Source organism: Frankia sp. CeD, from assembly GCF_000732115.1.
Taxonomy (GTDB): Bacteria; Actinomycetota; Actinomycetes; order Frankiales; family Frankiaceae; genus Frankia; species Frankia casuarinae.
In genome coordinates, this window is sequence record NZ_JPGU01000016.1 from 38,163 (window position 1) to 52,866 (window position 14,704).

At 73.2% G+C, this 14,704-nt stretch carries 12 protein-coding genes and 1 pseudogene (1 of these 13 running past the window's edge); 6 read left to right on the forward strand and 7 right to left on the reverse strand.

Annotated elements, in window-relative coordinates:
• Nucleotides 1-524: pseudogene (locus tag CED_RS11200) on the reverse strand (DEAD/DEAH box helicase) (it extends 1,426 nt beyond the left edge of the window).
• A 105-nt stretch (nucleotides 525-629) separates the two neighbouring features.
• Here CED_RS11200 and CED_RS11205 point away from each other — a divergent pair.
• Nucleotides 630-1,418 (forward strand): ferritin-like fold-containing protein, encoded by a 789-nt coding sequence (locus CED_RS11205; RefSeq protein ID WP_369807819.1) that lies wholly within the window; start codon nucleotides 630-632, stop codon nucleotides 1,416-1,418.
• A gap of 84 nt (nucleotides 1,419-1,502) precedes the next feature.
• Here the strand turns inward: CED_RS11205 and CED_RS11210 are convergent, their stop codons facing one another.
• From CED_RS11210 to CED_RS11220, 3 genes are all read right to left on the reverse strand, one after another.
• Complete coding sequence (locus CED_RS11210; RefSeq protein ID WP_011438181.1) at nucleotides 1,503-1,730, reverse strand: DUF3107 domain-containing protein; 228 nt, start codon at nucleotides 1,728-1,730, stop codon at nucleotides 1,503-1,505.
• Nucleotides 1,731-1,954: 224 nt separating this feature from the next.
• On the reverse strand, nucleotides 1,955-2,644 hold the full coding sequence (locus CED_RS11215; protein WP_035910366.1) for a TetR/AcrR family transcriptional regulator: 690 nt from the start codon (nucleotides 2,642-2,644) through the stop codon (nucleotides 1,955-1,957).
• 176 nt (nucleotides 2,645-2,820) lie between these two features.
• Nucleotides 2,821-3,024 (reverse strand): hypothetical protein, encoded by a 204-nt coding sequence (locus CED_RS11220; protein ID WP_023841356.1) that lies wholly within the window; start codon nucleotides 3,022-3,024, stop codon nucleotides 2,821-2,823.
• Between the two features lie 419 nt (nucleotides 3,025-3,443).
• Here CED_RS11220 and CED_RS11225 point away from each other — a divergent pair, with 419 nt between their 5' ends.
• Nucleotides 3,444-4,652 carry a Ku protein gene (locus CED_RS11225; protein WP_035910368.1) on the forward strand — a complete coding sequence of 403 codons (1,209 nt, stop codon included), beginning with the start codon at nucleotides 3,444-3,446 and terminating at the stop codon, nucleotides 4,650-4,652.
• Between the two features lie 121 nt (nucleotides 4,653-4,773).
• Here the strand turns inward: CED_RS11225 and CED_RS11230 are convergent, their stop codons facing one another.
• Nucleotides 4,774-4,947, reverse strand: a complete 174-nt coding sequence (locus tag CED_RS11230; RefSeq protein WP_023841357.1) for a CsbD family protein — start codon at nucleotides 4,945-4,947, stop codon at nucleotides 4,774-4,776.
• 221 nt (nucleotides 4,948-5,168) lie between these two features.
• Between CED_RS11230 and moeZ the strand changes: the two genes are divergently transcribed.
• On the forward strand, nucleotides 5,169-6,341 hold the full coding sequence (gene moeZ, locus CED_RS11235) for an adenylyltransferase/sulfurtransferase MoeZ (RefSeq protein WP_035910370.1): 1,173 nt from the start codon (nucleotides 5,169-5,171) through the stop codon (nucleotides 6,339-6,341).
• A gap of 44 nt (nucleotides 6,342-6,385) precedes the next feature.
• Complete coding sequence (locus tag CED_RS11240; protein WP_011438176.1) at nucleotides 6,386-6,772, forward strand: MGMT family protein; 387 nt, start codon at nucleotides 6,386-6,388, stop codon at nucleotides 6,770-6,772.
• A gap of 15 nt (nucleotides 6,773-6,787) precedes the next feature.
• Here CED_RS11240 and CED_RS11245 read toward each other — a convergent pair whose 3' ends face one another.
• Complete coding sequence (locus tag CED_RS11245; protein WP_035729824.1) at nucleotides 6,788-7,534, reverse strand: SDR family NAD(P)-dependent oxidoreductase; 747 nt, start codon at nucleotides 7,532-7,534, stop codon at nucleotides 6,788-6,790.
• Nucleotides 7,535-7,730: 196 nt separating this feature from the next.
• Here CED_RS11245 and CED_RS11250 point away from each other — a divergent pair, with 196 nt between their 5' ends.
• Together CED_RS11250 and CED_RS11255 are read left to right on the forward strand one after the other, a co-directional pair.
• Nucleotides 7,731-11,042: an ATP-dependent DNA helicase gene (locus CED_RS11250; RefSeq protein ID WP_035910372.1), complete on the forward strand. Its 3,312-nt coding sequence runs from the start codon at nucleotides 7,731-7,733 to the stop codon at nucleotides 11,040-11,042.
• Nucleotides 11,039-14,431: an ATP-dependent DNA helicase gene (locus CED_RS11255; RefSeq protein WP_063613425.1), complete on the forward strand. Its 3,393-nt coding sequence runs from the start codon at nucleotides 11,039-11,041 to the stop codon at nucleotides 14,429-14,431. The genes CED_RS11250 and CED_RS11255 overlap by 4 nt, the downstream gene beginning before the upstream one ends.
• Here the strand turns inward: CED_RS11255 and CED_RS25290 are convergent.
• Nucleotides 14,389-14,704 (reverse strand): endonuclease/exonuclease/phosphatase family protein (locus tag CED_RS25290; RefSeq protein ID WP_235187028.1); only part of this gene is annotated, 316 nt, incomplete at its 5' end. The two genes, CED_RS11255 and CED_RS25290, sit on opposite strands and share 43 nt — an antisense overlap.

Genomic DNA, 14,704 nt, shown 5'->3' on the forward strand with positions numbered 1-14,704 from the left:
GNNNNCACCTGGACGCACAGCTCACGGGTGGGCACCACGACGAGGGCCTGCGGACGGCCGTCGGCACCCTCCTTGGCCGCCAGCACCGTCTGCACCACCGGGACGCCGAACGCGAGGGTCTTGCCGGTGCCGGTGCGGGCCTGCCCGATGATGTCGTTGCGGGCCAGGGCGAGTGGAAGCGTCAACTCCTGGATGGGGAAAGCGTGCACGATGCCCGCTTCGGTCAGGGCCGAGACGGTCTCGGCGCGCACGCCGAGCTCCGCGAAGGTNGGTGCCGCCGGGGACCCGGGGGTGGAGGGGGTGGTTTGTGGCTCGTAGGGAGTCAGATCATCTGTGGGTACTTCAGCTGTGACGGACAGCGGGACGCTCCTGGTCTTCTCTGAGCGGTGTCTACGCTGAACCCGCTCGCGGTGAGCCGCGCGGCGCCCGCGACCCGAAAATCCATGTGCCCCGGTGCCCTCGATGGCAACTCTGGGTGCACAGGTGACGAGGCGACGCCTGCTACACGGCGGCCGAGGTGACATAACGACCCCTGGCTGCCCCCAGCATAGCCGGTGTAACCCCGGGTGGGGGCTCCTTGGCAGGAGTGTTTGCCGACAGCGACTGCGGCGGGTGTCAGAATCGCGCCTGTGGCACAGACGACACGGACCCCGACCGGCCCGGCGACACCCATCGCCATCACCGCCCCCGGTCAGGTAGGTGACTCTGACAATCGGGTGCCCCCGTCCCCGGATGCCGGACCCGCACCGACCGTGGACCAGGCGACCGTGGACCAGGCGACCGTGGACCAGGCGACCGTGGATCTGCTGGGCCTGCTCGCCTACGGCGAGCTGACCGCCTTCGAGCGCATGGCCACCGACGCGCGGATGTCACCGACCGTTGCCGACAAGATCGCCCTGGCGAAGATGGCCGCCGCCGAGTTCGCCCATTTCCAGGCCATCAGCGACGAGCTGGACCGGCTCGGCGTCGACCGGGAGCTCGCGATGGCCCCGTTCATCGCGCCACTGACCGCCTTCCACAACTCGACCGCCCCGGCCGACTGGCTGGAGAGCCTCGTGAAGGCCTACGTGGGGGACAACATCGCGGCGGACTTCTATCGCGAGATCGCGGCGCGGCTTCCGTCACCGTCACGCGAACTGGTTCTGAAGGTGCTCGACGACACCGGGCACGCAGCCTTCGCGGTCGAGCGGGTGCGCGCGGCGATCAGCGCCAACCCGACGGTGGCCGGGCGGCTGGCGCTGTGGGCCCGTCGGCTCGTCGGTGAGGCGCTCACGCAGGCCCAGCGGGTCGGGGTCGATCGCGACGCGCTCACCGGGCTGTTGGTCGGGGTTGGCGACCTGGAGGCGCTGGCGGCGATCTTCAACCGCATCATGGCGGCGCATGGCCGGCGGATGGCGGCACTGGGCCTGTCCGCCTGATCCGGGCCCGCCGACCGGCGCGGCGACGCCGGTCGGCTCCCCGGCGGGCCGGCCGGCGGACCGCTGCCGGTGGTCGGCCGGGACCTAGACGGCGCCGAAGCCCACCCGTCGAGTCGTGGTCGCGGCGATCTCCACATAGGCCAGCGACGCGATCGGCATTATCACCTGCCGGCCCTTGTCGTCGACGAGGGTCAGCACCCCGTTGTCGGCCTTGACCGCCTCATTCACCAGCGCGGCGACAGCCTCCGGGGACTGGCTGCTCTCCAGCACCAGCTCCCGACTGACCTGCCGGACGCCGATCTTGACCTCCACCCGATGACCTCCGCCTTCGTCGGACCTACCGTCGGCGGACGAGCGCCGCCGATCTTGGATCACCGCCCACACTATGGCTTCCGGGACTTCTCCACCGCGGCAGGGGCGGCGTGTTCGCTCCGGGCACATCCGCTCACCCGGCAAACGCTTGCCCGATGCGCCCGTTACACCCGTTACACCCGATATGCCCGGCGCGCCCGTTACACCCGATGTGCCGGACGACGTCAGCCGGCGGGGGGGACCTCCTCGTGCGGCTCCGTGTTCGTGCGCGCGGCATCCCGGTGCTCCTGGCGGGGGNAGCCGCCGATGCCGCGCCAGGCCAGCTCCACCATCGACTCGATGGCCCGTTCCTTTTCCACGGTGGCACCGCGGACCAGCCACCAGCGCGACGCCGTCTCGGCCAGCCCAACCAGCCCGACCGCGAGCAGGTCGGCCTCGTCCTGGGGCAGCCCGGTGTCGGCGACGATCGTCGCGGCGATGGCCCGCACGCACTGGGCGAAGGCGGTCTCGATGCGCTGGCGGACCGCGGGCTCGTTGCGCAGGTCCGACTCCAGCACGAGCTGGTGTGCCCCAGAGGGGTCGTTGACGAAGTCGAAGTACGCTCGGATGGACCGGGCGATGCGCGCGTGGTTGTCCGAGGTGGAGGCGAGCGCGTCCTGGACGCTCGTCACCAGCTGGGTGGNGTGCTCGTCGAGCAGCGCGAGATAGAGCTCGAGCTTGCCGGGGAAGTGCTGGTACAGCACCGGTTTGCTGACGCCGGCCCGCTCGGCGATCTCGTCCATCGCCGCTGCGTGGTAGCCCTGGGCGACGAAGACCTCGCGGGCGGCTCCCAGAAGCTGGAAGCGGCGCGCGGTGCGGGGGAGCCGGGGAGCCCTGCCCGGTCGTGCGTCGGGCGGGGCTGGCTCGGCGGTCACCGGCGCACCTCCTGGCTGATGGCGCACCTCCTGGTTGATGCGGTCAACAGTACCCGCGGGGTCCGACCGGCCGGCGTTCGTCGAAACGAAACCAGCCGGCCTGCTCGTCGCTCGCGCGGGGTGGCGCTGGGTCGCTGGTGGTCGGGTCGTTGGTGGTCGGGTCGCTGGTGGTCGGGTCAGCGGTAGTCGTCGTCCTCGTCGGTCTCGACCACGATGCTCTGCTCGACGACGTCGTACTCGTCGGCCTCGACGGGTGGCGCCGAAGGTAGCCAGCGCGGCGCCGGGCCGGCCGGACGTATCTCCCGGGCCTGCTCGACGGCGTCGGCGTCGGGCGCCTCGATCGGAAGATCGGATGCCGGAAGGTCGGTGGGTGCTCCCATGGGGACGTCCTCCTGCGCTCATCGTTATGGCGACCCGCTGGGGCGGGCGCCGGAAATGGACGATCCGAACCTGTCCGGGGTCCGGATCGCGATGTGCCCGGAANGGGTGGCCCTCACGCGCCATCGGCCGGGCCGGCCTCGTCACGGACGTGGCGGTGGNGTCCGTCACTCATCCCACTCCCCGCTCCCGCGCCGTTCCCGGCTCCGTGTCCCGCTCGCACCAGGCTTCCCGTCCTGGGTACGTTCCGCCCTCCTGCACATATATCCCCCGCCGGTCGTCGGTGTTCTCCGGTGTGTCTCCAGGGCGGCTGGCGTCCTGGAGATCTTCACCTGTTGATAGGTTCAAGCTTTTCGCCTGTCTGGCTTACTCGTGGGCTTCCGGTGGGACACCATAGGGGTACGTGACGTGAGGGGCGAACATGCGTGCGACCTGGAAGGGCGTGATCTCCTTCGGCCTGGTGTCCATCCCGGTGAGGCTCTACTCGGCGACCCAGGAACGGGATGTCGCGTTTCACCAGGTTAGACGGTCGGATGGGTCTCGTATCCGATACCGGAGAGTGGCGGAGGCCGACGGGGACGAGGNCAACTACGCCGACATTGCCAAGGGCTACGAGCTGCCGGACGGGGAGACCGTCGTACTCACCGACGAGGACTTCGCGAATCTCCCGCTGTCCACCTCCCGGGCGATCGACGTGCTGGAGTTCGTCCCGTTGGAGCAGGTCGACCCGATCTACTTCGCGAAGAGCTACTACGTCGAGCCCGACCGCACCGGCGCCAAACCCTACGTTCTTCTTCGTGACGCGCTGGCCGCATCGGGCCGTGTCGCGTTGGTGAAGATAGCCCTGCGGCAACGCGAGCAGCTCGCGACGCTCCGGGTGCGCGGCGGCGTCTTCGTCCTGGAGACCATGGTCTGGCCGGACGAGGTGCGGCAACCGGACTTTCCGTTCCTCGAGGAGGACGTCGCGGTGCGCCCGCAGGAGCTGTCGGTGGCTGCCTCGCTCATCCACACCCTGGCAGCCGACTTCGACCCCACCAGGTACACCGACAACTACCGTGAGGCCCTGCAGGCCGTGATCGACGCGAAGGTCGCCGGCCGCGAGGTTGTGGCCTCGCCGGGCGGGTCGGCTGGTGAGGNGGTCGGCGACCTCATGGCGGCGCTGCGCGCGAGCATAGCCGCCGCCCGCGCTGGACGGCCCGGCGAAGCGGCTGTGGCAGGTGGTGCGGCTGTGGCAGGTGGTGCGGCTGTGGCAGGGGGTGCGGCTGTGGCAGATGGTGACGCGGGGCCCGCGGCTGCCGGGGTCACCGACGAGGGGCCCGACGACAAGGCGTCCGACGACAAGGCGTCCGACGACAAGGCGTCCGACGACAAGGCGTCCGATGGACGGCGGGGCGGCCGTACCTCCTCGGTCAAGGGTGCCTCGTCGGCCCCGGGTACGCGGTCGACCGCCCGGAAGACGCCGTCCTCGACGAGGAGCACCGCGAAGACGAACGCCGCCACGAAGACGCCGCCCGCCAAGGCCTCCGCGGCCAAGGCCTCCGCGGCCAAGGCCACCTCCTCGAGGACGGCCCCGAAGACGGCCCCGAGGACGCCGACCTCGAAGACGCCCCCGACGCGGCGATCCGCCTGAGGAGCGGTTCCCCACGACCGACCTGAGGAGCGGTCCCGGCGCGGGAGCCGGGGGCAGGTGGTGGCGGGGGCCGGTGGATACCGGGCGGTCAGTGACGGAAGGCGGTCAACGACAGGGGCGGTCAGTGACGGAAGGCCTCCTTCGCCTTCTCCCCGGCGTTCTTGAGGTCGGCGACGCCGCGTTCTCCCCGGCCCTCCGCCTGCAGGTCCCGGTTCTCGGTGGCCTTGCCGGCCTGTTCCTTGGTCCGCCCGCGGAGCTCCTGCATCTTGTTCCTGACCTTGTCAGTGAAGGACACTGCACTCACTCCTCACTGTATGTGCGGTGGGTCGGAAGAGGTCTACCCGTGGCAGCCGCGGGAACACTCCGGGGGCGCCGTGCGCTGCACCAGAGGGCCGGCCGTCGCGATGTCCGACGTGTACCCGTGATGAGGGACCTCCCGGCGGATGGCCCAAATCCGGCGACGCCGCGTCGCGCTGTGGCATCGTCGAAGGACGACACCGAACGCGAGGAGCAAGCGTGNCCCTNCCNCCCCTGGTCGNCCCCGCCGAGGGGCTGACCGTCGACGAGATCCGCCGGTACTCTCGGCATCTGATCATTCCGGATGTCGCCATGGACGGCCAGAAGCGGCTGAAGAACGCCAGGGTGCTGGCGGTCGGTGCCGGTGGCCTCGGCTCGCCGACGCTGATGTACCTGGCCGCCGCCGGCGTCGGGACGCTAGGCATCGTCGAGTTCGACACCGTTGACGAGTCGAACCTGCAGCGTCAGATCATCCACGGCCAGTCCGACGTCGGCCGCTCGAAGGCGGAGTCGGCCCGTGACTCGGTTCGCAACATCAACCCGTACGTGAACGTCGTCCTGCACGAGACCCGGCTGGACGCCTCCAACGTCATGGAGATCTTCAGCGGGTACGACCTCATCGTCGACGGCACGGACAACTTCGCCACCCGTTACCTGGTCAACGACGCCGCGGTGCTGCTCGGCAAGCCCTACGTCTGGGGTTCGATCTACCGCTTCGACGGTCAGGCCAGCGTCTTCTGGGCCGAGCACGGACCGTGCTACCGCTGCCTCTACCCGGAGCCGCCTCCTCCCGGCATGGTCCCCTCCTGCGCCGAGGGCGGGGTGCTGGGTGTGCTGTGCGCCTCCATCGCCTCCATCCAGACCACCGAGGCCATCAAGGTGCTGACCGGGGTCGGTGATCCGCTGGTCGGTCGGCTGATGGTGTATGACGCCCTGGAGATGACCTATCGGTCGATCAAGGTCCGCAAGGACCCGGAGTGCCCGTTGTGCGGGAAGAACCCGACGATCACCGAGCTGATCGACTACGAGGCGTTCTGCGGGGCGGTCTCGGAGGAGGCGCAGTTGGCCGCCGCCGGCTCGACGATCACCGCGGGCGAGCTCAAGAGCTGGCTGGATGCCGGCGAGCCGATCGAGCTCGTCGACGTCCGTGAGCCGGCCGAGTGGGAGATCGTCCGGATCCCCGGCGCGCGCCTGATCCCCAAGGGGGACCTGCCCGCGCATCTCTCCGAACTGCCGCAGCACCGTCGGGTGGTCGTCTACTGCAAGTCCGGGGTGCGCTCGGCCGACGCGCTCGCCACGCTGAAGGGCGCAGGCTTCTCCTCTGCCGTGCACGTCCAGGGTGGCGTGACCGCGTGGGCGATCCAGGTCGACAAGTCGCTGCCGGTCTANTGAGCCCGGATGAGCCACGGAGCCCGGACGAGTCCCCCGGAGCCTGGATGAGCCCCAGGCCGCGGGCCCGGCGTGATGCGCCGCCGGCGAGCGTCTCCGCCGGGCTCGGTACCCGGATCTCGCTCGGCGGCGCGCCGGGTCCNCACGCCCTTGAGGTGCTGGATGCGGTGGCGCGCATCCCGCCGGGCAGGGTGATGACCTATGGCGACGTGGCCGAGTACGTCGGCGCCGGGTCGGGGCGCACGGTTGGAGCCGTGCTGTCCCGATTCGGCGACGAGGTGCCCTGGCACCGGGTGATCCGGGCGACCGGGGAACCGAACCCGGCCGCACCGGTCGAGGCCCTGCGCCGGCTCGTCGCCGACCGGACGCCGCTGCGCCCCGGAGGCGACCAGGTCGATCTCGCCGCGGCCCGGTGGGACGGTTCTCCGGCCTGACCGCCGCGGGCCCGGTCAGCGGGCGGCCATGCCGCCGTCGGCCAGATAGACGCTGCCCGTGACCAGGGAGGCCCGGTCGGACAGCAGGAAGACGACGACCTCGGCCACCTCGTCGACCGTGCCCAGCCGGTTGATCGGCGAGAACAGCGCGGCTCCGCGCCGCGGCCGGCCGTCGACATGCAGCAGCGGGGTGTCCACGAAGCCCGGCGCCACCGCGTTCACTCGGATGCCGCGGGTGGCGTAGTCCAGGGCGGCCGTCTTGGTCAGCCCGATGACCCCGTGCTTCGCGGCGACGTAGGGCGCCGACCCGGCGAACCCGACCACCCCGAGCACCGAGGCCATGTTGACGATCGAGCCTCCGTCGCCGCGCAGCATCGCCGTGATCTCGGCCCGCATGCTGTAGAAGACGCCGGAGAGGTTGACGTCCAGCACCCGCTGCCAGTCCTGCGCCGGGGTGGTCTCCACCGGCTCGCGCCCCGCGCTCACTCCCGCGTTGTTCACCGCCAGGTCCAGCCGTCCGAAGGTGCCGACGGTGACCTGGACGGCGCGTTCGAGCGAATCGGGATCGGTGACGTCCGCCTCCAGGGCGAGCGCCTCCCCGCCACCGTCCTCGATCGTCGCCACCACCTCCTTGACAGTGTGCGCGTCGAGGTCGGTGGCGACGACCCGGGCGCCCGCCCTCGCCAGTCGGCGGGCGCAGGCGGCACCGATGCCGGATCCCGCTCCGGTCAGGAGCGCGACCTTGTCGCTGCACTCGGTCATGACTAAGGACACTGCCACGTCCTGACGCGCACGCGTGAGAGGCCCCCCGAGTGTCCCGGTCGTCGAGTGTCCCGGTCGTCGCCACACCGCGGTCCCATCGCTGCCGCGCTACGGACGCTGCCGCGCTACGGACGCCGACCCGCCGCGGAGCCGGCGGGTTGGCTGGGTTGTCGGACCCACGTGATGTGCTTTGCCCGTGGTCGTCCTTCCTGCCCCCGCCCCGCGTCCCGGCTACCGGCTGATCGCAGCCCCGGTCGCGCCGCCGCGTCCGCTCGTCCTGGATGCGGCGCAGCGCGCGGTGGTCGAGCACGGCGGCGGGCCGCTGCTGGTGCTCGCCGGGCCCGGCACCGGGAAGACGGCCACGCTCGTCGAGGCGGTCGCCGCGCGGATCGAAGCCGGGGCGGATCCGCGGTCGATCCTGGTCCTCACCTTCAGCCGGCGAGCCGCCGGAGAGCTGCGGGAGCGGATCACCGCACGGCTCGGTGCCGAGGGCGGGGCCGGCGGAGCTCCCGGGGCGTGGACGTTCCACGCCTGGTGCCTGGCGCTGCTGCGCGCGCACGAGCGGCCGGCCCCGCCGGGCGGGCTCCGGCTGCTGTCCGGCCCGGAGCAGGACAGTCGGCTGCGCGATCTCATCGAGGGTTCCCGCGAGGACGGCCGGCCGGTCTGGCCCGAGCCGCTCGTGGGTTGCCTGCGCACCCGCGGTTTCACCGAGGAGGTGCGGGCGCTGCTGGCCCGCGCCCGCGAGGTCGGGCTCGAACCGGTCGCGCTGGCGCAGCTCGCTCGGCGTACCGGCCGCCCGGACTGGGCCGCCCTCGCCGAGTTCTACGAGATGTACCTCGACGTGTTCGGATTCGAGGGGGCGGTCGACTACACCGATCTCGTCCACCGGGCCGTGGTCGTCGCCGAGAGTGCCGAGGGGGGCGCCTGGCTGCGTGGGCGCTACCGGCACGTCTTCGTCGACGAGTACCAGGACACCGATCCGGCTCAGGAACGCCTGCTGGAGGCGGTGGCCGGTGGTGGTGGCAACCTCGTCGTGCTGGGCGACCCGGACCAGTCGATCTATGCCTTCCGGGGGGCCGAGGTCGCCGGCCTGCTGGGCTNCCCGGCCCGGTNCCCCCGCCTCGACGGCGAGCCGGCGCCGATCGTCGCGCTGCGGCGCTGTCGGCGGATGGCCCCGGCCCCGCTGGCGGCGAGCCGGCACGTGGCCCGGCGGATCCCGGCCGCCGGGCTTCCGGTGGCCGCGATCCGGGCACACCGCGACCTCGTCGGGCGCGCCGACGCCGGGGCGGGCCAGGTGCAGGCCCGCACGTTTCCGGGCACCGGCGCGGAGGCCGAGTCGGTGGCCGACCTGCTCCGTCGCGAACATCTGGAGAACGGCGTCGCCTGGGACGCGATGGCGGTCCTGGTCCGCACGGCCGAGCGGATCGGCCGGTTGCGCCGCGTGCTGGCCGCCGCCGGCGTTCCGGTCAGCGCCGACGGTGACGACCTGCCGGTCGCCCAGGAGCCGGCCGCCGCCCTGCTCCTGCTGGCGCTGCGCTGCGCGGAGGATCCGGCCGGGGCGCTCACCGTCGACGCGGCGCGCACCCTGCTCACCTCGCCGCTCGGTGGAGCGGACCCGGCCGGGCTGCGGGCGCTGGGCCGGGCTCTGCGCACCCTCGAGCGCGACGCGGGGTCCGAGCATCCGGCGCCGTCGGCGGAGCTGTTGCGGGCGGCGGTCGCCGAGCCCGACCACTGGCTGGCGACGATCCCCGACGACCTGGCCGGTCCGGTCCGGCGGGTCGGCGGTCTGCTGCGGACGGCCGGTCAGGCGTTGCGGGACTCCTCGGGCGCCCCGCAGGACGCTCTGTGGGCGCTGTGGTCGGCGAGCGAGTGGCCGGCGCGGCTGCGACATGCCTCGGCGGCCGGGGGCGCCGCCGGGCGCGCGGCCGACCGTGACCTCGACGCCGTCGTGGCGCTCTTCGATGCCGTCACCCGGCTGGGCCAGCGGCGTGGGCCGGGCGGTGGCGTCGCGTCCCTGGTCGCGGAGCTCACCCGCCAGCAGATCGCCGGGGACGTCCTCAAGCCGGCCGGGGAGTCCGTGCGCCGCCGCGGGGTGCGGCTGCTGACCGCCCATCGCGCCAAGGGGCTCGAATGGGAGGTCGTCGTCGTCTGCGGAGTGCAGGACGGCACCTGGCCCGACCTGCGGGAGCGGCATTCGCTGCTCGGTGCGGAGCAGCTCGACGCGCCGTCCCGGGGCGGGTTGCGCCCGCCGCTGACCCGCCAGGACCTGCTCGCCGATGAACGTCGGCTGTTCTACGTCGCCCTGACCAGGGCGCGGCGCCGGCTGGTCGTCACCGCGGTGAACAGCCCCGAGGACGACGGCAGCCTGCCGAGCCGCTTCCTTGAGGAACTGGGTGTAGCGGTGGAGCACGTGCCCGGTCGCCCAGCCCGGCCGCTCACCCTGGTCGGCCTGGTCGCGACCCTGCGCCGGCTGGCGACGGAACCGGACTCAAGCCCGGTGATGCGCTCCGCCGCGCAGGCCCGCCTCGCCGCGCTCGCCGCCGCACGGGACCAGGCGGGCCGGCCCCTGGTGCCGGCCGCGCACCCGGACACCTGGTGGGGGCTGCTCGACCCCACCACGTCGGATGTTCCTGTTGTCCCGGTGGCCGGGCCGATCCGGCTGTCCGGCTCGTCGCTGTCGAGCATCGGCGCCTGTTCCCTGCGGTGGTTCCTANAGCACGAGGCGTACGCGGTCACCCCGGCCTCGACCGCGCAGGGATTCGGCAAGGTGGTGCACGCCCTGGCGGACGAGGTCACGACCGGGCGGACCCCGGCCGACCTCGCCGCGCTCGACGCCCGGCTGGACACGGTGTGGCGGCAGTTGGACTTCGACGCCCGCTGGCGCTCCGATCAGGAGCGCGCGGCCGCCCGCGAGGCGCTCGCCCGCTTCCTGGACTGGCACGCCGCCGAGCGCGGTCGGCGCGTGATCGACGCGGAGGTCAGGTTCTCCTGCGACCTACGGGTCGCCGGGCGGGACGTCCAGCTGCGCGGATTCATCGACCGGCTCGAACTGGACGAGGCCGGCCGGGTCCACGTCATAGACTTCAAGACCGGTCGGACCGCGGTCGCTCCCGCCGAGCTCGCCACCCACCCCCAGTTGGGCAGCTATCAGCTCGCCGTGCGGGCCGGCGCGCTCGACGATGTGCTCGCGGCCGCGGCGCCGGATCAGCCCGGGGCGGATCAGCCCCGGGCGGTGCCCGGCGGGGCGGAGCTCGTGCAGCTCCGGCGGGATGCCGGCGCTGCGGCGGCCGGTCCGCGGCTGCCGGGGGAGCGGCCTGGCCCGCCGGAGGTCCAGGCCCAGAGCGCGCTGCCTCCCCACGGCGCGACCTGGATGGACGAGGTGCTCGACGCGGCGGTGCGCACCATCGACGCCGAGGCGTTCCGGCCGACGCCCGGCGACCACTGCACGCTGTGCACCTTCCAGACGAGCTGCCCCGCGCGGCCCGAGGGACGTCAGGTGGTCGAGTGAACCCGCGGGTGGAGCAGCCGGGCGCGGGCGTCCACGTGACGATTCCCCGCCAGCCGTTCCTGCCCGGTTTCGACGGCGACGTCGACGGTGACCCGGCGGGCGGCGTCGCCGGTCCCCGGCTCGACCCGGACGACCTGCGCGACCTGCTGGAGGTCCCGTATACCGACGAGCAGATCGCCGCGGCCACCGCTCCGCTCGAACCGGGGGTCATCATCGCGGGTGCGGGATCCGGCAAGACCTCGGTGATGGCCGCGCGGGTGGTCTGGCTCGTCGCCACCGGGCAGGTGCGGCCCGACCAGGTGCTCGGACTGACCTTTACGACGAAGGCGGCGGCGGAGCTGTCCGGCCGGGTGCGGCTGGCGTTGCGCAAGGCGTCGGCTGGGGCGGGCCCGGGTGGACCGGCCGCGGACGGCGAGGTGGACGGGGAGCCGACCGTCGCCACCTACCATGCCTTCGCCGGGCGGCTGGTCGTCGACAACGCCCTGCGGCTGGGGCTGGAGCCGGACCTCCAGCTGATCTCCGGCGCGGCCCGCTACCAGCTCGCCGCCCGGGTCGCCCGCTCCCACGGCGGGAAGGNGGAGGCGCTGACACGTTCGCTGGGCGCGCTCGTCGGCGAGCTCGTCGCGCTGGACGCCGAGATGAGCGAGCACCTGGTCGATCCGGCGGACCTCGTCGCGTTCGACGGCGCGCTGCTCGCCGAGATCGACGCGGCGCTGCGGCGTGCCGAGCAGCGGCGGGGCACCCGGGGCGTCCGCCGGGAGCTACGCCGGTGCGCGGCCGCCGCCCGGGGGCGCCGGGAGCTGGCCGCCCTGGTGGCGGAGTACCGGGCGGCCCGGCGGGAACGCGATGTCCTGGACTTTGGTGACCAGGTCACCTGTGCCGCGAGGCTCGCCGAGACCATGCCGGAGGTCGGTCGGGCCGAGCGGGCGCGGGCCGCTGTCGTCCTGCTCGACGAGTACCAGGACACCTCGGTGGCCCAGCGGCGGATGCTCACCGGCCTGTTCGGCGGCGGGCATCCGGTCACCGCCGTCGGCGACCCCTGCCAGGCGATCTACGGCTGGCGCGGGGCGTCGGTGGCGAACCTCGACCACTTCCCCACGCACTTCCCCGGGGCCGACGGCACGCCCGCGGCCGTCTACGAACTGTCGGTGAACCAGCGCAGCGGCGGCCGGCTGCTCCGCCTCGCCAACACCGTCGCCGCACAGCTGCGGGCCCGTCACCGCGTCGTCGAGCTCCGCCCGCGGCCCGACGTGGCTGACCAGGGCGAGGCGGTGGTCGCGTTGCACGTCAGCTGGGCCGACGAGGTGGCCTGGATCGCCGGCCAGCTCCGCCGGGTGGTCGACGCCGGCACCGCTCCCGGCGACATCGCCGTGCTGGTCCGGGCCCGTGGCGACATCCCCGCGCTGTTTACCGCGATGCAGGCGGCCGGGCTGCCCGTCGAGGTCGTCGGGCTGACCGGGCTGCTCATCGTCCCGGAGGTCGCCGAGATCGTGGCCATGCTGGAGGTGCTCGACTCGCCGACGGCGAACGCCGCGCTCGTCCGGCTGCTCACGGGGCCGCGGGTGCGGCTCGGCCCCCGGGATCTCGCCGCGCTCGGCCGCCACGCGCGTGAGGCGGCGCGGGTCCCGGACCCGGTCGGCGATCCGGACCTGCCGGGACGGTCCGATCCACTTGCCGAGGCGGTCGCCGACGTCGACCCCGCCGACGTCGTCGCCCTGTCGGACGTCCTCGACGACCCCGGGCCGCAGATGTCCGCGCCGGGGCGCGCCCGGGTGCGTCGGCTTGCCGCCGAGATCGCCGCGCTGCGTGGGCACGTCGGCGAGGGCCTGCTCGACCTGCTGCACCGGGTGGTCGCGACGATCGGGCTGGACGTGGAGCTCACGGCGACCGAGGTGGCGGTGCGGGCCCGGCGCCAGGAGAACGTCGCGGCCTTCCTGGATGTGGCCGCGGGCTTCACCGATCCCGACGGCACGAACTCCCTGCCCGCGTTCCTCGGATTCCTCCGGGCGGCGCGGGAGCACGAGCGGGGTCTCGACGTCGCCGGCCCGTCCGGGGCCGACGCGATCGCCCTGATGACGATGCATCGCTCCAAGGGCCTGGAATGGGAGGTCGTCGCCGTCCCGAACCTGACCAGCAAGGTGTTCCCTGACCTGACCGTGCGCGACCAGTGGACCACCTCGCCGGGCGTGCTGCCGATCCCGCTGCGCGGCGATGCCGACGATCTGCCGGCGTTCACGGTCTGCGCCGAGAAGGCCGCCCTGGACGCCTTCCGGGCCGATGCCCGTCAGTACGCCGAGCGGGAGGAACGCCGGCTCGCCTACGTTGCGGTCACCCGGGCGAAGTCGCTGCTGTTCGCGAGCGGGCACTGGTGGGGGCCCACCCAGAAGACCCCACGCGGTGCCTCGGTGTTCCTCGACGAGCTCGCCGAGCACGCCCGCACCGGCGGTGGGCTGGTCGACGTCTGGGCGCCGGAGCCGGCGGAGCGTACCAACCCGGCGCTGGCGACGCCGGAACGGTTCGCCTGGCCGATCCCCTACGAGCCGGAGCCGTACGCCCGGCGCCTCGCCGCGGCCGAGGGGGTCATGGCGCGGCTGGCCGCGTTGAGCGTACCGGGGGCGTCGGCGGAACCGGCCGGGGAACCGTTCGTCGACGGTCCGGCCGGGATGACGGCGGCCGAGCGCGTCCTGCTCGCCGAGCTCGACCGGGAGGCCCGGCTGCTGCTCGCCGAGGAACGCGCGGCACGCCTCGCGCGGACCGATGTCGCCCTGCCGGCGAGCCTCACCGCGTCCCAGATCGTCCGGCTGCGCGCGGACCCGGAGGCGTTCGCCCGTGAGCTGGTCCGGCCGCTGCCGCGCCGTCCAGTGGCCGCGGCCCGTCGCGGCACCCGGTTCCACGCCTGGGTTGAGGAGATTTTCGACTACCGTGCACTGATCGACACCGAGGATCTGCCCGGCGCGGCCGACGCGGAGCTCACCGACGACGATCTGCGCTCGCTGCAGCAGGCGTTTCTGCGTACCGCGTACGGTGCCCGGCGGCCATTCGCGATCGAGGCACCCTTCGAGCTCCGCCTCGCCGGGCGGATCGTGCGCGGTCGCATCGACGCTGTCTACGACCTCGGCGGCGGTCGATGGGAGGTGGTCGATTGGAAGACCGGCCGGTCNGATGCCGACGATCTTCAGCTCGGGATCTACCGGCTGGCCTGGGCCCGCCTGCGGGGCGTCGACCCGAGTGCGGTCGACGCCGCCTTCCTGTACGTGCGTACCGGCGCCGTTGTCCGGCCCCCGACGTTGTCCGAGGAGGAGCTCGCCGACCTGCTCGCGAGTCCGAGCACCGGGCCCGCCGCGGGTCAGGCCCGCGGGTCGGCGAGGTCGACGGACAGCGCCAGGTGATCCGAGATGGGCACGCGGCGGGCCTGCACGGCGATGATCCTGCCTACCGGCCCGCGGGCCAGCACATGGTCGAGCTGCACCCGCGGGGAGTGCGCGGGGTAGGTGGGCGTCACCGCCAACCGGCGCCAGCGGGTGAGCGCGGCCGGCAGCCGGCCGGGCAGGTTCAGATCGCCCAGCAGGACCAGCGGCCCCGGGACGTCCGCGAGCCGGCGGGCCAGCCGGCGCAGCTGCACGGCGTTCCACCCCGGCACGAACGACAGATGGGTGTTGACC